The sequence below is a fragment of the Stutzerimonas chloritidismutans genome, from assembly GCF_051486945.1.
Taxonomy (GTDB): domain Bacteria; phylum Pseudomonadota; class Gammaproteobacteria; order Pseudomonadales; family Pseudomonadaceae; genus Stutzerimonas; species Stutzerimonas chloritidismutans_B.
In genome coordinates this window covers 274,030-292,036 of sequence record NZ_JAHVDX010000001.1, presented here as the reverse complement: position 1 = coordinate 292,036, position 18,007 = coordinate 274,030, and the positions used below count along the sequence as shown (strand labels likewise).

19 protein-coding genes and 1 pseudogene are annotated in these 18,007 nt (G+C 63.3%); 6 read left to right on the top strand and 14 right to left on the bottom strand.

The annotated features are described in order from the left end of the window. Positions 1–71: 71 nt before the first annotated feature. Positions 72–752 (top strand): TetR/AcrR family transcriptional regulator, encoded by a 681-nt coding sequence (locus KXR72_RS01205; protein ID WP_437419314.1) that lies wholly within the window; start codon positions 72–74, stop codon positions 750–752. A 550-nt stretch (positions 753–1,302) separates the two neighbouring features. Here the strand turns inward: KXR72_RS01205 and KXR72_RS01200 are convergent. The 3 genes and pseudogenes from KXR72_RS01200 to KXR72_RS01190 form a co-directional block, all read right to left on the bottom strand. Continuing rightward, positions 1,303–1,485, bottom strand: a pseudogene (locus KXR72_RS01200) (DUF4113 domain-containing protein); the annotation flags it as partial. 118 nt (positions 1,486–1,603) lie between these two features. Next, positions 1,604–3,226: a methyl-accepting chemotaxis protein gene (locus KXR72_RS01195; RefSeq protein WP_437419313.1), complete on the bottom strand. Its 1,623-nt coding sequence runs from the start codon at positions 3,224–3,226 to the stop codon at positions 1,604–1,606. Between the two features lie 166 nt (positions 3,227–3,392). After that, entirely contained in the window at positions 3,393–4,628 is a 1,236-nt protein-coding gene (locus KXR72_RS01190) for a multidrug effflux MFS transporter (protein ID WP_437419312.1), read from the bottom strand. A 189-nt stretch (positions 4,629–4,817) separates the two neighbouring features. On the opposite strand from KXR72_RS01190, the gene KXR72_RS01185 reads away from it, so the two are divergent. Both KXR72_RS01185 and KXR72_RS01180 read left to right on the top strand, forming a co-directional pair. After that, positions 4,818–5,315 (top strand): MarR family winged helix-turn-helix transcriptional regulator, encoded by a 498-nt coding sequence (locus tag KXR72_RS01185; RefSeq protein ID WP_437419311.1) that lies wholly within the window; start codon positions 4,818–4,820, stop codon positions 5,313–5,315. 79 nt (positions 5,316–5,394) lie between these two features. Continuing rightward, positions 5,395–6,327 carry an alpha/beta hydrolase fold domain-containing protein gene (locus KXR72_RS01180; RefSeq protein ID WP_437419310.1) on the top strand — a complete coding sequence of 311 codons (933 nt, stop codon included), beginning with the start codon at positions 5,395–5,397 and terminating at the stop codon, positions 6,325–6,327. 156 nt (positions 6,328–6,483) lie between these two features. Here the strand turns inward: KXR72_RS01180 and KXR72_RS01175 are convergent, their stop codons facing one another. Then, positions 6,484–6,918, bottom strand: a complete 435-nt coding sequence (locus tag KXR72_RS01175) for a MarR family winged helix-turn-helix transcriptional regulator (protein ID WP_437419309.1) — start codon at positions 6,916–6,918, stop codon at positions 6,484–6,486. 71 nt (positions 6,919–6,989) lie between these two features. On the opposite strand from KXR72_RS01175, the gene KXR72_RS01170 reads away from it, so the two are divergent. From KXR72_RS01170 to KXR72_RS01160, 3 genes are read left to right on the top strand one after another with little or no spacing between them, the layout of a single operon-like run. Beyond that, positions 6,990–7,754: a siderophore-interacting protein gene (locus tag KXR72_RS01170; RefSeq protein WP_437419308.1), complete on the top strand. Its 765-nt coding sequence runs from the start codon at positions 6,990–6,992 to the stop codon at positions 7,752–7,754. A gap of 16 nt (positions 7,755–7,770) precedes the next feature. Continuing rightward, positions 7,771–9,546, top strand: coding sequence for a tannase/feruloyl esterase family alpha/beta hydrolase (locus KXR72_RS01165; protein ID WP_437419307.1), 1,776 nt, complete (start codon positions 7,771–7,773; stop codon positions 9,544–9,546). A 13-nt stretch (positions 9,547–9,559) separates the two neighbouring features. Beyond that, positions 9,560–10,060 carry a GlcG/HbpS family heme-binding protein gene (locus KXR72_RS01160; RefSeq protein WP_437419306.1) on the top strand — a complete coding sequence of 167 codons (501 nt, stop codon included), beginning with the start codon at positions 9,560–9,562 and terminating at the stop codon, positions 10,058–10,060. A 46-nt stretch (positions 10,061–10,106) separates the two neighbouring features. Here KXR72_RS01160 and KXR72_RS01155 read toward each other — a convergent pair whose 3' ends face one another. From KXR72_RS01155 to KXR72_RS01110, 10 genes are all read right to left on the bottom strand, one after another. Then, positions 10,107–10,229 (bottom strand): hypothetical protein, encoded by a 123-nt coding sequence (locus KXR72_RS01155; protein WP_437419305.1) that lies wholly within the window; start codon positions 10,227–10,229, stop codon positions 10,107–10,109. Positions 10,230–10,251: 22 nt separating this feature from the next. Beyond that, entirely contained in the window at positions 10,252–11,022 is a 771-nt protein-coding gene (locus KXR72_RS01150) for an SDR family NAD(P)-dependent oxidoreductase (protein ID WP_437419304.1), read from the bottom strand. Beyond that, positions 11,022–12,260: an MFS transporter gene (locus KXR72_RS01145; RefSeq protein ID WP_437419303.1), complete on the bottom strand. Its 1,239-nt coding sequence runs from the start codon at positions 12,258–12,260 to the stop codon at positions 11,022–11,024. The genes KXR72_RS01150 and KXR72_RS01145 overlap by 1 nt, the downstream gene beginning before the upstream one ends. A gap of 71 nt (positions 12,261–12,331) precedes the next feature. Beyond that, the gene (locus tag KXR72_RS01140) at positions 12,332–12,874 is read right to left on the bottom strand and encodes a nuclear transport factor 2 family protein (RefSeq protein ID WP_437419302.1); all 543 of its coding nucleotides are present in this window, start codon (positions 12,872–12,874) and stop codon (positions 12,332–12,334) included. Between the two features lie 71 nt (positions 12,875–12,945). Then, positions 12,946–13,902 (bottom strand): NAD-dependent epimerase/dehydratase family protein, encoded by a 957-nt coding sequence (locus KXR72_RS01135; protein WP_437419301.1) that lies wholly within the window; start codon positions 13,900–13,902, stop codon positions 12,946–12,948. Beyond that, positions 13,899–14,885: a fumarylacetoacetate hydrolase family protein gene (locus KXR72_RS01130; protein WP_437419300.1), complete on the bottom strand. Its 987-nt coding sequence runs from the start codon at positions 14,883–14,885 to the stop codon at positions 13,899–13,901. The genes KXR72_RS01135 and KXR72_RS01130 overlap by 4 nt, the downstream gene beginning before the upstream one ends. Further along, the gene (locus tag KXR72_RS01125; protein WP_437419299.1) at positions 14,882–15,340 is read right to left on the bottom strand and encodes a VOC family protein; all 459 of its coding nucleotides are present in this window, start codon (positions 15,338–15,340) and stop codon (positions 14,882–14,884) included. The genes KXR72_RS01130 and KXR72_RS01125 overlap by 4 nt, the downstream gene beginning before the upstream one ends. Positions 15,341–15,353: 13 nt before the next feature. Then, positions 15,354–16,109 (bottom strand): SDR family NAD(P)-dependent oxidoreductase, encoded by a 756-nt coding sequence (locus KXR72_RS01120; protein ID WP_437419298.1) that lies wholly within the window; start codon positions 16,107–16,109, stop codon positions 15,354–15,356. 3 nt (positions 16,110–16,112) lie between these two features. Beyond that, positions 16,113–17,396: a histidinol dehydrogenase gene (gene hisD, locus KXR72_RS01115; protein WP_437419297.1), complete on the bottom strand. Its 1,284-nt coding sequence runs from the start codon at positions 17,394–17,396 to the stop codon at positions 16,113–16,115. A gap of 57 nt (positions 17,397–17,453) precedes the next feature. Beyond that, positions 17,454–18,002, bottom strand: a complete 549-nt coding sequence (locus KXR72_RS01110; RefSeq protein ID WP_437419296.1) for a carboxymuconolactone decarboxylase family protein — start codon at positions 18,000–18,002, stop codon at positions 17,454–17,456. Between the last annotated feature and the right edge of the window lie 5 nt (positions 18,003–18,007).

Here is an 18,007-nt window from a genome sequence, read left to right as displayed (position 1 = left end):
AGCGGTCCGAGTTCCTGAGATAGAGATTGAAGTGCAGTGTAACGACGGGAACTATGCAAACGGAGATTACAGTGGCCTACGAAACCAAACGCACTGTCTTTCCATTATCTGCCAGGTCGACAGCCGAACGAGTTCGCGCGATAGCTTTGAATATGTTTGTTGACCAAGGATTTGAAAGGGTAAGCGTTCGTGATCTGGCCGCGGCGATCAACCTCCACGCCGGGTCCCTTTACAATCATATAGAAAGCAAACAATCGTTACTTTTTGATCTGATTGAGGAACATGAGGCAGGCCTGTTAGCGACCATAAGTAATTGCAGGGGATGCCGCCGCGCTCCCTCTGCAATGCTTTCCGATTACATTGACGCTTACGTCCGTTTCCAACTGAATAACCCCAAAACCGCCGCTTTGGCACGCCTGGAGTTACGCAGCCTAAGCAATGATCAGAGAAGTCTCATCGCAGATATCCGCTCCCACTACCAGCGGCAGCTGGTAGACATAATCTCTAGATTCAATAAACCTAACGACGCTAATAACCTTGTCGCCAGCATAGTCGTACCTTGCGTCACGGAAATGCTGAATGGTTTGGCAAGCGCTGTTCCAAATTCTCCTGAAGTTTATTCAGCTCGCCGCTCCATTGAGCGTATCCAAACCCTGCTCGCTGAAGCTCTAACACGCTATTCGCCGGAACAAGCGCCTCAAAATAGCCATACTGCACATCCGAAAGGAGCTAATACCTGGATGCGTCGGTAAGCTCCTGACCCTTCACTCATATAACCCTGACGACAAGTAATCAGCTCATTGGTCGAATAGGCCTGACCATACGTCGCGACTAGCTGCTATTTTACGAGCAGCTTTCACGATAGGCTGTTTTCGGCTGAAAGTGCGTCAAAACAATTTCGCGCAGGCACAGCCGCCAGAATTGGCTCAAATTTTATGTCGCTACGCAAAATCTCGGTCTGCTGAACAGCCAAGCGTTGGCAGATTTGACGTACGATCAGAAACGCTAGGGAGACGTTTGCATTTTACACAGCCTCGACCATTAGCAGATCCGCCAAGTGTCTGCTGAATTGGCCCACTTCGGCAGACACTTGAGCAGCCTTCGCGAGCCTAAATCACTGGGTTGTCTACTCGGACATATCTGGCTGAGCGGCAACATGGCGATACAGTGTCTGGAAATACAACCAACCAATGTAATCGCCAGCGTGCTCAAGGCTGTATTTAGCCGTCCAAGCGGTCATCGGTTGTGGTTGGTCTCCCCCATCCAAGAGACGTTTTTCAGCAGGCCTACGTACGCCGCAAATCACCGCGCAGAAACCTTCCACAACTGATCGACTCGCATCGTGAAGCTCTGGCTCATAAGTTCGCGACGCATACCCCAGGCGTGCATTGCTGGCACTACCGGGTCCCGCCCCCATTTGGCATTGATCGAATCCAGAACGGCCATCACGCGCTGCGAAGCGGCCGCCTGGCTGGGCGCGAACAGCAGCGCCACAATGGGCGTGCGAATCAGTTGGCGCGGAACAACCGCTCGAAACCGCAGTAGATGCTGTTGGAGTCAATCAGAGCGAAAACATGCTCAGCCACAGTTGCGCAAGGTTCGGTTACATCCGGAAGCGATTGACCGTCCCGTTCAGCTTCACCGCTAGGCGCGACAGTTCCTGCGTTGCGACGCTGGTCTGCTGGGCGCCGGCAGAAGTCTGAAGCGAGAGGTCGCGGATGCTGACCAGGTTGCGGTCGATCTCCCGCGCGACCTGCGCCTGCTCTTCTGAGGCGCTGGCAATCACTAAGTTGCGCTCGTTGATGCCGGCCACCGCATCGGCGATCTCGGCCAGTGCAACCCCAGCGGTGTAGGCTTTCTCAAGCGTACCCTGGGCGCGCGACGCCGTTTGCTGCAACGCATCAACGGTAAGGCCCGTCCCCTGCTTGATGCTGCCGATCATCGACTCGATTTCGCGCGTGGATTCGCCCGTTCGCTTGGCCAGGCCGCGGACTTCATCGGCGACCACGGCGAAGCCGCGACCGGCGTCCCCGGCGCGGGCTGCTTCGATAGCTGCATTGAGTGCGAGCAGGTTGGTCTGTTCGGCGACCGAGCGGATCACGTCCAGCACGCGGGTGATGTTGTGCGTTTGTTCAGCCAGATCGCCGGCACGCGCAGAGGCACCGACAACATCGTCGGCCAGCGCCTGGATCGCGGCGATCGCCTCGTCCAGCTGGCGACGTCCCTTTTGTGCCGATTCACTGGACGCTTGCGACGCCTCGGAGGTGGACACCGCGTTGCTCGCCACTTCTTCGACGGCGCAGGTCATCTGGTTGACGGCCGTCGCGGCCTGTTCGATCTGCTCGTTCTGCCGATGCAGCCCTTCGGTACTGTCGAGCATGACCGCGGTCATCTCTTCGGCAGAGGTGCTCAGCACATTCGCCGAATCATTGATCTGCCCGATGATGGCGCGCAGGTTAGCCTGCATGTCGCGCAGCGAAGCGAGCAATTGCGTGGCCTCGTCGTCGCCATCGACCGGCACCGTGTGGGTCAGGTCGCCATGCGCGATCTGGTTGGCAACGGCCACTGCCTGGCGCATCGGCCGAACGATGCTCGCTGTCAGCACCAGGGCCAGTGCGACCGTCGCGACCAGAGCCAGCATGATTACCGCTACGATGATGATCCGGGCTTTTTCATAAACGGCAGTCGCGGCCTGGACGGCGTGATGCGCCCCTTCCCCGTTGAACGCCCTGAGCTCCAGCAGCGCCTCGCCGAATTTCGGCCCCAGCGCGGCGAGCCGTGCGTTGACTTGCGCCATTCGCGCCTCGTCCGGCTGCCCGCCCATCAACTGCTGCCGTTCGTCCAAGGTCGAGGCGTATTGCTCGAATAATGCCTTGGCGGCCTCGAAAACGCGCCGCTCTTCGGCACCAGAGATGAGCGTCTCGTAGCGGGTCACGTGCTGGCGAATGTCCGCAATCGCGGCGGCAATCAGCCCATCGCTCTTGCGCTTTGTCTCGGCGTCCCTGAATGCCAGTTGGCGCAGCGACTCGGTGCGCACCTGTGCAAAGCTCAGCGCCATGTCGTCCGCGGCCACCTGGCTCGGCATCCAGTCGGAATCGATTTCGCTGCCGGCGGCACGAATCGCCGCCATCTGCATCAGACTGAACAGCCCGAGCAGGGTGAGCAGCATTGCGACGAGAGTAAAAAACAGCAGCGTGCGATGCGAGATCTTCAGTGTGCGCAGCATGATGGCCTCGAAAAAAGAACGCACGGCGATACCGAGCTTTCCTATTTTATCTGCCGCAGGCCTTTGAACTTGAGCCAGACGACCCGCAAAAAGAAAAACCGAGCATATCGATTAGCGGCTCTAGAAATACGCCGATAGAAGTAAAGCCATCCTCTCAGGCGTACTCTCAAGAGTCGGAAACGCTCTGATTCGCAAGACGTTCGCGGCTGGCAAGGGACTTGCCAAAAAACCAAACCACCATCGCGATAAGAGCCGGAAGCAGTATCCCGAGCGCCATGGGCAGGGTGCTATCGCTAATGGCGGCAGCCACCATGGCGGAGCAGACGAAGGCGACCCCAAACTGCATGGCGCCGACCAGTGCGGAGCCTACGCCGGACTGCCCTCGTGCAGCCTCCATGGCTATGGAGGTTCCGTTCGCACTCAGCAGCCCTACCATGGCGATCGAGAACCAGAGCGGGATGATCTGTACCCAGAATTCCCGAGACCCCGAAACCAGCAACAGCACGATACTAATCGCAACAAACAGCGGCAGCGCCACGCTGATTATCGTCTTGACCGCCAGCCTGACGAGCAGGCGATTGTTAACTAAGGATGCGACGACTAAACCAAGTGCGACGAAACCAAAGGCGATCCCGTATTCGATTTCACCGAGGCCAAACACCCCCTGGAATACGCTCGACGAGGCCGTGATGAAAGAGAACATTGCGGCCTGCACGAGAGCGCTGACGAGCGCCGGGACAAGGAATTGGCGGGAAGAAAGCAACGTCCAGTAATCGCCGAACACCCGATAGAGCGGGGTCTTCAGCCGCTTAGAAGCGGGCAAGGTTTCAGGAAGCAACGTAAAAGCCAGCACAAGTGCGAGCGCGCCGATTGCAAGCATCGTGACGAAGACTGCCTTCCAGCCAAGCTGTGTAACTAGCACACCGCCAACAAGCGGAGAAACAACAGGCCCGAGTGTCATCAGCATAATCAACAGGGTCATGGTTCGTGCTGCCGCGGTGCCTTGATAGAGATCGGACACGACTGCCCGACCGACAACCATGCCCCCACACGCACCAAGCGCCTGGACGAAACGAAGGCTGATGAACACTGTGGCTGAGTCAGTCAAAAGTAATAGCACCGTGGCGAGGCAGAACAGTCCTGCACCGGCCAAAAGCGGTCCTTTACGTCCGTATCGGTCGATCAGCGGGCCAAACACCAACTGACCGACGCAAAGCCCGAGGAAGAAAACCGACAGAGACATTTCCAATGCCCCGTCCGGAGCGTTCAGATAGGTCTGAATATCACCGAAGGCTGACAGATACATGTCTGTGGCCAATGGCGGGAAAATCGACAAAACCGACAACACCAAGACGATTCTCAGTGCGCTCGACCCTTGAGGCGAAGCTGATGTCTCGCTCATTCGTTCTATGCACCTTTTCGGATAAGTAACCAAGTTGCCTGCGAGCAGTTTACCTTTCTGGAAAGGTAGAATCCTCCGCGCTAGGATTGTTCCATGCCAGAGACCACGCGAAAGACTGTTACCTCACTGGAACGCGCGACCATCAACTGGCCCGACGCGTCTCTGCGACAAATGACTGCGACCGTCGCCGTGCAGCGCTTGGCCCGTCTACTCGAGCGGATCGCTGCCGAGGCGCTTGCTCCGCTCGACCTCACCCCCGCTTCGTTCGAAGTCCTTGCCGCCCTGCGGGTTCAGCCTGCGCCGCACCAGCTGACGCCGACGGATCTTTACGAGGCGATGCTGATCTCCTCCGGAGGACTTACCAAACTGGTGAAGACTCTTGAGCGGCGCGGGCTCGTCACGCGACCTTTCAGCGACGACGACCGACGATCGCGGCCGATCGCGCTCACCGCAGAAGGCCGGGCGCTGGCAGAGCACGCCATGTTGGCGGTACAGACAGCGGAGAAACCGCTGCATCTTGCAATGGAACATGCCTGGCCAGCCGCGGCGGGCGACATGGCACGCGGGTTGGCCGAACTTGCCGACGCCGCCGATGAGGCGGTGAAGCCGGCGAAAGGCAGGCAGCGTTTCGAAGCGCCAAAAAACGTGGCTCCAGACGGAACGTCAGGGCGCACTACCCCAATCTGACGCAGTTCAATCACGATGACCCTGGGTCATTCACATCGGAAAAAGGGCAACACTCATGAATCTAAGGAAACTCGTCATCATGGCCGCCTTGCCGTTCGCCACACTGGCGCCTGTGCTGGTCGGAGGCAGCGTTGCACAAGCTGCACCCGTCGCCATTCCCAAGGGCGGACCGTCCGTTCAAGTAGCGGGCCTCACGCCAGCGCTCGCCAATCAGAAGTACGCCAGCGCATCCAGTACACAGACCCTCGATATCTATACCCCAACGAGCGGCGCAGGCCCCTTCCCGTTCGTGGTCTATGCGCACCCAGGCGGGTTCCGGTTCGGCTCCAAGGACATGGCGACTGCCGCCTACGTCGAGGCGTTTCTGAAGGCCGGCTATGCCGTCGTTCCGGTCAACTATCGCCTCTCGGGGGAAGCCACCTTTCCGACGGCCGTGCAGGATGTTTTCGAGGCCATCGCCTATCTCAAGGCCAATGCCGCCAAGTATGCGCTCGACCCCGACGCCTTCGTGATGTTCGGAGAGTCCGCAGGCGCGAACCTCGCCTCGCTCGTCGGCACGGCCTACGACGCGCCGCTGTTTCGCAAGACCCTGGCGGACGGCTCGGTCGATCTGCGGCCAGAAAAGGTTATTGCGCTCTACCCGCCGGTGGACATGGGGCAGATCGACGCCATGCTCAAGCAGCAAGGTTGCCCGGCGAGCGCGATCAATCATGGGCAGGCCGGCAGTTTTGAATCGCGGTACCTCGGGGCTGCGGTGGCCCATTCGCCGGACCTCGTCGCGCAGGCCAACCCGGTTACCTACGCCAGCGCCGGGGACCCGCCCTTTTTTATCGAGAGCGGCAGCGCCGACTGCAACGTGGGGGCAGGACAGGGCAAGCTTCTTGCGCAGGCCCTTGAAAAGGCTGGCGTATCGGCGACCTATCACCTGCTCGACGGTGCAGGACATGGCGGCCTACCGTTCGAAGCCGAAGACAACGTCGCCCGGATGCTGGGCTTCCTCAAGGGCAACTAGGCAACGGCCTGGCCTGCCCGTGAGGCCAGGTTTGGTTTGGATGGACGAAGGCCTGTCAGGCGAAACGATGCCGTTCTGTCGATAGGCCTTGCCAACAGCCCCCAGGACCTGTGCGCCGCCGTGCGGGCGGCGTCACGACCGGCCGTGAGATCGACCTCAGCCGCTCAGGCTGCTGCGCACGCGCCCGAGCAGGTCGATCAAGGCTTGCTGCTCCTCCTCGGACAGGTCCTGCACGGCGACCTTGTTGAGCTGCTGCGCCTGCTGGCGCAGCGCCTTGTGCACGGCCTCTCCTTGCGCTGTCAGGCGCAGGCGAACGCTGCGGCGGTCCGTCTCGTCGACCTCGCCGAACAGTAGCTCCCTGTCGCGCAACTCCTTGATAAGACGCGCCAGCTGCGCCTTGTCGCGCCCGGAACGCTGTACCAGCTCGCGCAGGGTCGCGCCCGGATGAGCGGCGAAGAAGCCCAACACCTTGTTCGCCATGTGGCTCAGATCATGCGGGCCGCCGCGCAACGCACGGTACTGCCGGGCACGGTACAGGTGCATGATGGTATGGATGGATTCGAATACGGCTTCGGCTAATCGGTCGGTCATAAGGTTGACTTTATCAACTATGTGTTTTTATGATCGTTGATATTATCAACCAGCGCCTTCGAGGCCCAGCGATGACTACATCCCCCTCCCTCCAACGTCGCGTCCAGCGGGTGCGCCATGAACTGCGCCGCCGCGAGGTGCGAGTCAGCCGTGTCGAGCCGCTCGACGATGCGTTCATGAGCATTACCTTCCACGGCGAAGACCTGGCCGACTTCCTGTCCGCCTCGTTCGACGATCACATCAAATTTATCTTCGAGGACGGCGACGGCAATCCGGTGCGCCGCGACTACACCCCGCGTCGGTTCGAGCAGGCCAAGCGAGAGCTGACCATCGAGTTCGCACTGCACGGCGACGGTGCCGCCTCGACCTGGGCCAAGCGTGCCGCCATCGGCCTGCCCGCGCTCATCGGCGGCCCGCGTGGTTCGATGATCATTCCTATGGACTACGACTGGCATCTGCTGATCGGCGACGCCACCGCACTGCCCGCCATCTCCCGACGACTGGAAGAGCTGCCGGCAGGCTGCCGGGTGCAGGCCCTGCTGCTCGCGCATAACGCTGCAGACCGCCGCGCCTTGCCGACTGCCGCTGACCTGGACGCGCAGTGGTTCGAGTCCGGCGATGAGTTGCTCGCGGCTGTCGCGGCGTTGCAGTTGCCTGCCGGCGAGGGCTTCGCCTGGGCCGCTGGCGAGGCCTCACTGATGAAGGGCATCCGTCGCCTGCTGGTCAACACGCACGGGCAGGCCAAGGAGGCCATGCGCGTCGCGGCCTACTGGCGTCACGGCGCCGAAGGGTTCCATGAAGAACTGACCGAGCAAGACGACAACGCAGCGCAGTGACCCAGAGGAGTTATCGATGAACCGTCTTGCCCTTTTGCTCGGCTTGCTGCTGAGCACAACCGGCGTCAGCCTGACGAGCCATGCCGCACCCGCCGCCCTTGCTGCGGTAACACCGAAGACCAGCTGCGAGTCGCTGCGCGACATCGACCTGAGCGGCATTGGTGGCGCCGGGAGCCAGGTGCTGACGGCTGCCACCACCCAACACAACGAGCACGACGTTTGCGCCGTGGAAGGCCGGCTGGCGCCGAGCATCGGGTTCCAGGTGCTGCTGCCGCTGGAAGGCTGGACCCAGCGCTACCTGCAGGTCGGCTGCGGCGGCCTGTGCGGGCGCATCAGCCTGCAGGTTGGCGCCGCGGATGGCTGCGTGCCGCTGGAGGCTGGCGAATTCGTGCTCGCCTCGACCGACATGGGCCATCAGGACCAGGACGGGCGTTTTGGTCGAGACACGCAACAACGTGCCGACTTCGCCCACCGTGGCGTGCACCTGACCGCTCAGGCTGCGCAGGCCTTGATCCAGGCATTCTATGGGCAGGCGCCGGCTTATCGCTATTTCACTGGCTGTTCCGATGGTGGCCGGGAGGCGCTGATGGAAGCGCAGCGCTATCCGGACGACTTCGATGGCATCATCGCTGGCGCGGCCGCGCTCAATTTCCAGGTGCAGAACGGCATGTATCACGCCTGGCAGGCCCGCGCGAACACCGGCGCCGATGGCAAGGCCATTCTGCTGGCCGAACACCTGCCGGTACTGCACAGGGCCGTGCTGGAGCAGTGCGACGCCCTTGATGGCCAGAAGGACGCGCTGTTGGCCGATCCCCGCGCCTGCGATTTCGATCCCACCGTCGTGCGCTGTGTCGAGGGTCAGGCCACCGAACACTGCCTGACGCCTGCCGAGGTCGAAGTCGCCCGGCGTCTTTACGATGGGCCGCGTGATCCCGACAGCGGCGAGCGCCTGACTGTCGGCGGGCCGCTGCCCGGCTCGGAACTCGCGTGGGCCGGGGTCTTCGTGCCCAGAGATGCAGACCAGCCGCTGTTCAGCGAGAAGATCGCGCTGGGCGCCCTGACCAACCTGGTGTTCGAACAGCCGCCCGAGGCCGGCTTCAGCCTCTCCGACATGCGCTTCGATACGGCCACCTTCGACCGCCTGCGTACACGCCACGCACTGTTCGACGCCACCAACCCGGACCTGTCCCGCTTCGCTGCCTCGGGCGGCAAGCTGATCATCTGGCACGGTTGGTCCGACCCGCACATCTCGCCGCTCAACAGCGTCGCCTACTACGAGGCCCTGCAGGCTCAGATGGGCAAGGAGCGGGCCGATGCGTTCAGCCGCCTGTACCTGCTGCCCGGTGTCTACCACTGCTCCGGTGGCGACGGCCCGAGCCAGCTTGACCTGCTGACGCCAATGCTGGCCTGGGTGGAGAGCGGCACTGCGCCTGATGCGATCGTCGCGCGGCAACCCGAGGCCGGCCGGGGCCCCAGCGGGTTCGGTGCACCAACCGCACCGCCCGCCGACCGTGCCGGTGCCGGTGCCGGTGCCGGTGCCGGTGCCGAGCAGAACGCTCGTCCCCCGCGTGGCCCGATGCCCATGCCCGCACTGTTCGATGACGCGCAGGCCAAGGCCAACGCCGGGCGCACCCGCCCTGTCTTCCCCTACCCAGAGGTTGCCCGCTACTCCGGCCAGGGTGATCCGAAGCAGGCCGGCAGCTATATTCCCGCCGCGCCATTGATCGAACCCGAGCCGGTGCTATGGCGAGGCCAGGATTTCTTCAAACCCTATAGCCCGCTGACCGAGTGACAAGAGCATGCGTATGAACATCGGGTCATTTACCGGCAAGCAGGCCACGCTACTGGCACTGGGCGTGTTCATGGGAGCAACCGTACAGGCCGCCGACAAGGCGCCCCTGACATTGTCCCGTGTGGACATCGGCATGGCCGGCGCGGAGCGGGTGATCGACGCCGCGCTCGCCGAGGCAGCGCACAATGGATGGACGATCAGCGTGGCCGTGGTCGATACGGCCGGGGAGCTGGTTGCGTTCCGTAAGGCCGATGGCGCCATCGGTATCAGCCCCAGCGTCGCCATCGGCAAGGCGCGCACCGCGGCGCTGCTGCGCCAGCCTTCAGCGAATTTCGAAGCGTACGTCAACGGCGGCCGCCCCAGCTTCCTCGCCACCCCCGGCGCAGTGCCGCTGGAGGGCGGAGTCCCGCTCGTCATGGACGGTACGACCGTCGGCGCCGTTGGCGTCAGCGGTGCGCATGGGCCGAACGATTCACAGGTTGCGAATGCCGGAGCGAACGCCCTGCAACCCTGAACCGTGCTGCCCGCTGACCAGGGCCCTTAAGCGGGGCCCTGCCCGGTCAGCGGTCCTTTTCCGCTTCGCCAGGGCCGAGGGTGCTCAGGCTCATGCCACTCATGGCGGAGCCGAACTGCTGTACGCCGGGCAACATCAGGTACAGGCATTTGGTGATGAATGTCTTCATGAGAACTCCCGACAGGTTTCGCTCAACTGGCGGTAGCGCCGCCATCAATGTTCAAGTCCGCCCCGGTCACCCAGGCGGCCTCATCTGAAGCGAGATAAATCGCGGCCCAACCGATGTCCTCCGGGCGACCGACACGCTCGCGAAGGATCTGCTTGCCCAACGCCGCTTCCAGTAACGCAGGATCACGCGCCAAGTGAGCACGGGTCGCGGCGGTTTCCACCAACCCAGGCGAGATGCTGTTGGCGCGGATGCGATACGGGCCGCCTTCCATGGCCAATTGCCGGGTCATCGCCAGCACCCCGCCCTTACCCGCACAGTGGGCGAGCGCCGGTGAACCCTCCAGGGCCATCCAGGCGTTCGCCGAGGCGAAGTTGATGATGGAGGCGCCGCCGCGTTGCTTGAGGTGGGGCCAGGCCGCCTGGCAAAGCAGGAAGACGATGTCCAGCTCGCCTGTCAGCGTCTTGCGCCACTGGCTTTCATAGTCCATATCCTCGATCCAGGCGAAGGCGCCAAATGCGGCGGCGTTGACCAGCACGTCGATGCCACCGTGACGTTCGAGGGCGAACTGCACGAGGCGCTGGGCGCCTTCAGGCTGGGTCAGGTCGCAGGGGTGCAGGCTGGTCATTTCGAGGCTTTCTGCGGCCGCTGTCGCCAGGGTCTTCTGCGCCGACGCCGCGTCGATGTCGCAACCGACGACGCTGGCGCCTTCACGGGCGAACATCAGCGCGCAGGCCTGCCCGATCCCGCTGCCGATGCCGGTCACCACCGCCACTTGCCCGGCCAGACGGGGCATCAGGCGTCCTCCACTTTATGCGCGACGAGGCGGAACAGGCAGGGCTTGCGCGACGGCTTCATACCCGCCAACAAAGCAGCCACCGCCACCGGTAGCAGACACCAGCCCAGCCAGCCCACCGTGGTCGCCAGGCTCCCGCTGGTCTTGGTCAGCGTGACGACCAGAATCGGGCTGAGAAACATGCCGAGGCAGTAACTGCCGTACCACATGCCCGTGCCCAATCCCCGGCGAAACCAGGGCAGCTGGCTCATGTTCCAGATCGCCAACGTCGGTAGCAGCAATCCACAGCCCAAGCCGTTGATCAGCGCCACCATCAACATGCCGCGGCTGCTCTCGACCCCCGGGATCATGAGAAAACTGGTTGCGATAAGGCCGAAGGCCAGGGTCAGGCAGTGCGGCACCCGCAGCCCGACCCGCTTGAGCAGGTGTACGGACAGCGTACCCAGCACGATCATGACGCTGCAGGCCGATGCAATCATGCCCGCTGTCTTCGGTGAGGGCTCACCGACATCCCCCAGCAGGAAGGCCAGTTGAACCTGCAAGACCATGAAGGCGATGGCACCGATGAAGGTGATCGAACAGATCGCCATCAGCAGCCAGGGCCGGAAGACCTGCGCGCCGTGTTCGTCCTGCTCCTGCGAGCGGGCCAATTCACCCGCGGTCGGCTCCCAGAGCAAGAGCTGGCTGAGCAGGGCCATCAGCAACGGGACGAGGTAGACCACGAACGGCACGCGCCAGCCAAGCTCGCCCAGGGCGCCGCCGATCATGAAGAAGACGATGGCCGAAGACGAGGCGAAGGTAGTCTGCAGGGCGAGGTACTTCTGTCGCTGGGCACCGCTGTAGTAGTCACCGATCAGCATCGTACTGATCGTCACCACGACGGCCTCGGCGCAGCCGAGGGCTACGCGGCTGGCGATGATGCCGTACAGCGACTCGAGCACCAGCGGCAGAGTGCCAAGCACGCCGTAGGCGAACACCGCGCTGACCAACAGCCGTTTGCGCCCGATGCGGTCCGCGAGCAGGCCGACCACGGGACTGAGCAACGCGACCAGCAGGCCCGGGATGGTCAGCGCCACGGGGACCAGGAATTCGACGTTGGGTACGTCGGCGAAGTGCGCCTGAATCTGCGGCAGGCTCGGCGCAATGACGATTGCCGCCATGGGTGCCAGGCAGTTGATCAGCAGCAGCAGGTAGGTGGCCGACGCCTTAGGCGATTGGCAAAGAGAGGATGAACTCATGGCACGCTCCGGATTTGTTGTTATTTCGGGTGGGACCTGTGGGCTGCCCGTCTCCGGCCAGCGTCACGCCCCTAGTGCGGCATACCCATGGCATGGGTCACGCCACTGGTCGTCCGGCTGAAGCTGTAGTAGCCGATTCGGATGTCGGTGAATTTGCCCGCCTCGTTCAGGGTGTAAAACACCGCGCCGTGGAAATCGAAGCGTTCGCCCTGGCGAATGGGGCCGAACGGGGTTTGCTGCGCATCACGGGGTACGCTGAAGACGGTGTGCAGCTGGACCGCCAGGGTCTTGCCATCGAACAGGAACTGCTCGACCTTCACCTCCTCATCCATCGCGCCCCAGATCTGTCGGTAATGGTCCCTGACCTCAGGGATGCCGTTGAATACCAGGCCACCGTTGGTCATGCGTACATCCGGCGCATAGTAGGTGTCGAAGGCGGCCGGGTCCTTGCGGTTGAACAGGTCCAGGTAGTGCTGGAAACTCTCGCGGTCGACGACCCGCCCGGTAGCGGTTTCGCGCGCCACCGCCTCGGCGTGGGCTACAGGCAGCAGCCCAAGCGGCTGGCCCAGTGCGGCCAGCAAGGCGAACAGGGCCGCCTGTTTTCTGAATGTCATCCTCATGCCCTCTTTGTTCTTATAGGAATTGCATGCCGCTTTCGGCCCGGCCGCCTGCCGGGCCGGTCAACTCATCCGCGCCAAGCCATCGCGTTGCGGATCAGGGCCTCGATGCTGCCGTCATGCCGGAAGCCGATCGCCTCGGCCGCGTTCGCTTCCAATGGCGGCAGGTTGCCAAAAGCCGCCTCCAGGTCCGCATCCGGCCGATAGTTCACCAACTCGCGGCGGTCATCGCCGAACTGCCGGGCCAGCCCTTCGACCAACTCAGCGATGGTCAGGCGCAGCACGGGCAGCGTATAGGCCCGCCGGGGCCGTACCTGCTCCGGCTTCAGGCCCGCGGCATGCAGAAGGTTGCTAGCACAGCAGCCGACTGACATCCACCAGGCGACTGCCTCGGCTGAAACCGGGCACTCGAAGCGCTCGCCGGCAGCCAGCTTCCAGAACAGATCGCTCATGAACGCCGACAACAGGCCCGAGGGCTCCGGTGGCCGAGCGACGATGCCGGGCAAGCGCAGGATACGGCCGTCCAGCCAGCCCCGACGGCTGTAGTCTTCGAGCAGGATTTCGCCAGCCAGTTTGTGCGCGCCGTAAGAAAGGCCCGGGCGTAGAGGCGACTGGTCATCCACCAGGGCGGGCAGCGGCGAGCCGTAAACCGCGATAGTGCTGGTGAACACGACCCGAGGGCAGTGGCCCTGGGTGCGTAGCCGTTCGAACAGATCGAGGGTGGCGAGCAGATTGACCTGCAAGCCCAGCTCATAATTGCGCTCGGCCGCGCCGCCCGGAATGCTGGCTAGGTGGAACACCACGTCCGGCTTGATGTCCAGCGCCGCGCCCAGCACGGCCGGGTCGGCGATGCTGCCGGTTACCCGCTCGATGCGCGGGTCAACCGGCAGGTGCTCGCCACTCATGTCGGCCACGGTCAAACGGGTCAGCGGCCCCTGATCTGGAAGCAGCTCCTCGGCAGCCAGCAGCTGCTTGACCAGTTCGCGCCCAACGAAGCCGTTACCGCCGGTAACCAGAACCTTCATACCCGACCCTCCACCGGCACCATCCGATGCTCGATGGCACCGAAAACGGACTGCCCATCAGCCCTGTGCATTTCAAAGCGCAGCGTTTCCCCGAAGCGCATGAAAGGGGTAATCGATTCGCCGTGGTCGATCTTCTCGATTGCACGCCGTTCGGCCAAGCAGGCCGACCCCACCATGCGATAACCCTCGTTCGAGAACGTACCGGAGGCCAGCACGGTGCCCGCGCGCAGGTTGCGGTTGTAGGCCAGGTGGCTGATCAGCTCGCCGAAACTGAAATCCATCTCCCGGCCGTTGGGGTTGCCGAACCAGTCGCCGTTGCGGCTGACCTGCATATCCAGGTGAACGCGCCCCGACTGCCAGGCCTCGCCAAGCTCGTCCGGGGTGACCGCGACCGGTGCGAAGACCGTCGCCGGCTTGGCGTTGATCAGCCCGAAGCCCATCGACAATTCCCGGAACAAATGAGCACGCATCGAGACGTCGTTGAGCAACATGAACAGTTTGATATGCCCCAGCGCTGCCCCTGGATCGATGCCCATGGGTACATCATCGAGTACCACGGCGATCTCGCCTTCGAAGTCGCAGTTGTCCTGCTCGGTCGGGAAGGGGTAATCGTCACAGGCGCCCAGGAAGTCGTCACCCTGACGCTGCACCAGGACAGGGATGCCGGGCTGCTTCTTCACGTTCAGATCGTAGGCTTTCTCCATGATTTTGCCGTGGTTGAGAAAGGCCGACGCATCCACGAACTGATAGGCACGCGGCAGGGGCGCCATCACCTTGCGAGGGTCGAAGGCGACCGCGTCTTCGAGCACGCCGGCGTTCAGATAGCGGTATTCGTCATCCAGCGCCGCTTCTACCTCGGCCCAGTTCTCGATGGCCTGCTGCAGGGTCGACGCCGCACGCGCCGGGCGGCAGCGCGCCAAGTCGCGTGAAACTACCAGCAATCGCCCGTCGCGACTGCCGTCCTTGAGTGTTGCCAATTTCATCGGAATTTCTCCTCGGATTCGCTAGAAGAATCGAGCCATAGCTCGGGGCACTGGATCAGCTCGATCAGGTTGCCGGCCACGTCGCGAATGAAGGCCATGGGCGTACCCTGCACGACCTTCTGGAAAACGATGTCGGCGCCCTTCTCACGCAGGCCCTGCACCGTGGTTTCGACGGCCGACACAGCCAGGCAGAGATGCTTGTTGCCATGGGTGCGCACATCCAGATTGGGTTCACGGCGATCCGCGGGCAGCGGCGCGGCGCCCTCCACCTCGAACAGTTCGATGCGGAAATCGCCACGCCGGATGAAGGCGACCTGGGCCGGAATGAGCTCGATGAATGCCCGCATCTCCAGCTCGAAGCCGAGCATCCGTGCGTACCACGCGATCGCGGCGTCCATGTCCGGCACGCTGATGCCGACGTGGTGGGGTTTGATTGCGGGGGCCAGATCATTCATCGCTGCGGCTCCGTCAGCTAAGGGGGCGACCGCCATCCACGGGAATCACGGCCCCCGTGGTGAAGGTCAGATGCGTCGCGACGGCCAATACCGCGGCCGCGACTTCCTGCGGTTCGGCCAGCCGTCGCAGCGGCGTGCGTGCGGCCTGCTCGTCGCGCCAGCTCGCGTCCATCTGCTTGACGAACTCGGTGTCGGCCAGCCCTGGGGACACCGACACCACACGGATGGCCGGGGCCAGCGCGCGGGCCAGGGAGCGGGTCATGTTGTCCACCGCCGCCTTGGACGCGCAGTAGGCGACGTTGCTGCCCATGGCGCTCACCGCCGCGATCGATGAGATGTTCACCACCAACCCTTGGCCGTTTCGTTCGAGCAGTCGCCGCAAGGCCCGCACAACGGCGAACGGGCCACGGACATTGGTCGCCATGATCCGATCGAACAGGGCATCGCCAAGGCCATCGAGATCGTCGTGCGGAACGAACTGGGTCGTTCCGGCACAATTGACCAGCAGGTCGCAGCGCCCAAGTTGACGATCGATCGCACCAGCCAGATCGGTTAGAGCGGCGCTATCGGTCACCGGCGCCGGTAAGGCCAGGTGCGGAGCGCCGGCAGCGGGCAGTTGCGCGGCGAGCCGCTCAGCCTCGTCGCGCGAGGCGTTGTAACCGATGACGACGGTGGCACCGGCCGCGGCCAGCTGTTGGCAGATGACGGCGCCGATCCCACCGGCGCCGCCTGTGACCACGGCCACTCGGCCCTGCAGAGAGGCGACCATGGCTCAGGCCGTCTTCTTCAGGCGGCGGACGCGGATGTCGGCCTGCTCTTTATGCCCGGAGAAATGCTCCAGCGCGCAGAGCCGCGAGCAGTACTCGCCGATCATGACCGAGGCTTCGTCGGTCAGCACGCGCTGATAGGTGTGGGTCTTGATGAACTTGCCCACCCATAGCCCACCGGTGTAGCGCCCCGCGCCCATGGTCGGCAGGGTGTGGTTGGTGCCGATGACCTTGTCGCCGTAGGACACGTTCGTGCGGTGGCCGAGGAACAGGCCGCCATAGGCGGTCATGCGCTCCAGGAACCAGTCCGGATCTCTGGTCATCACCTGCACGTGCTCGGAGCAAATGCGTTCGGACTCCTGCAGCATCTCTTCGTCGGTGTCGCACAGGATGATTTCGCCGTAGTCGCGCCAGGCAACGCTGGCGACCGGCGCGGTGTCGAGGCGGGCAAGGACCGCTTCGATGGCCGCTGGCAGCTCTTCGGCAATCTTCGTGCTGGTGGTGACGCAATACGCCGGCGAGGTCGGGCCATGTTCAGCCTGGCCCAGCAGGTCCACGGCGACCAGTTCGGCATCCACGCTGTCGTCGCAGATGACCATGGTTTCGGTCGGCCCGGCGAACAGGTCGATACCGACGCGGCCAAACAACTGGCGCTTGGCCTCGGCCACATAGGCGTTGCCGGGCCCGACGATCATGTCCACCGGGGCGATGTTCTCGGTGCCCAGGGCCATGGCGGCCACGCCCTGCACGCCGCCCATCACGTAGATCTCATCGGCGCCGGCCAGCGCCATGGCAGCGATGATTTCAGGCGAGGGCTTGCCGTCGAACGGTGGCGCGCAGGCGATCACCCGCTTGACGCCGGCGACCTTGGCGGTCAGCACGCTCATGTGCGCTGAAGCCAGCAGCGGGTACTTGCCGCCGGGGATGTAGCAGCCGACCGAGTTGACCGGAATATTCTTGTGGCCAAGCACCACGCCCGGCAGCGTTTCGATCTCGACGTCGCGCATGGACATCAGCTGCACCTGCGCGAAGCGGCGGATCTGCGCCTGGGCGAATTTGATGTCTTCGATCGCCTGCGGGCTCAGCGAGTCGATGCAGGCCTGGATCTCTTCCGGCGACAGGCGCAGCGACGGCGGATTCCACTTGTCGAACTTCTCGGAATATTCGCGCACCGCGGCTTCGCCACGCGCCTCGATGTCCTTGATGATCTGCTCGACGGTGGTGCGGACCTGGTTGTTGAGTTCAGCCTTGGCTTCGGCCGGCTTGCCTTTCTTGACGTACTGGATCATCGCTCACTCCTTGGTTATGGCTGCCGCCCCGCCGGTGACGGAGCAGGCATGGTCGAATCAGGCCTTGGCTGGCACGCTTTCCACCTCGACGCCCAGGGCGACGATGAAGCGCGCAACCATGTTGTAGGTGGCAATCACGCCGATCAGCTCTACCAGCCGGGTATCACCCAGTTCCTCGCGCAGGTCGTGCAGCAGTGCCGAGGGCACCCTGCCCTGGCGGGTCATGTCGTGCGCCAGCCGCAGGACGGCGCGCTCGATCGGCGTGAAGAGATAGTCGTGCGCCAGGGCACCCTTGAGATCGCGCAACGCGTTGAACTGGGCTGGCGTACCGCCGGCCTTGAGAAACACGGGGCCGTGGTGGTGCATCTCGTATTCGGCGCCGCACAGGCAGGACACGGCGCAGATGACCAGCTCGCGCAGCTTGTCCGGCAGGCTCAGCTCATTGCGGACCTTGCCCAGCAACGCGCCCCAGCCCTGGGTGAACGGCGCGCTGTGAAGCATGATCCGGTCGAGGTTGAGCAGTGTGCCGCCACGCCGCTCCAGGATCGGCGCGACCACCTCGGGCGGGCCAGCGGCATCGATCGGTTTGTAAGGCACTACGGGCATGTCGC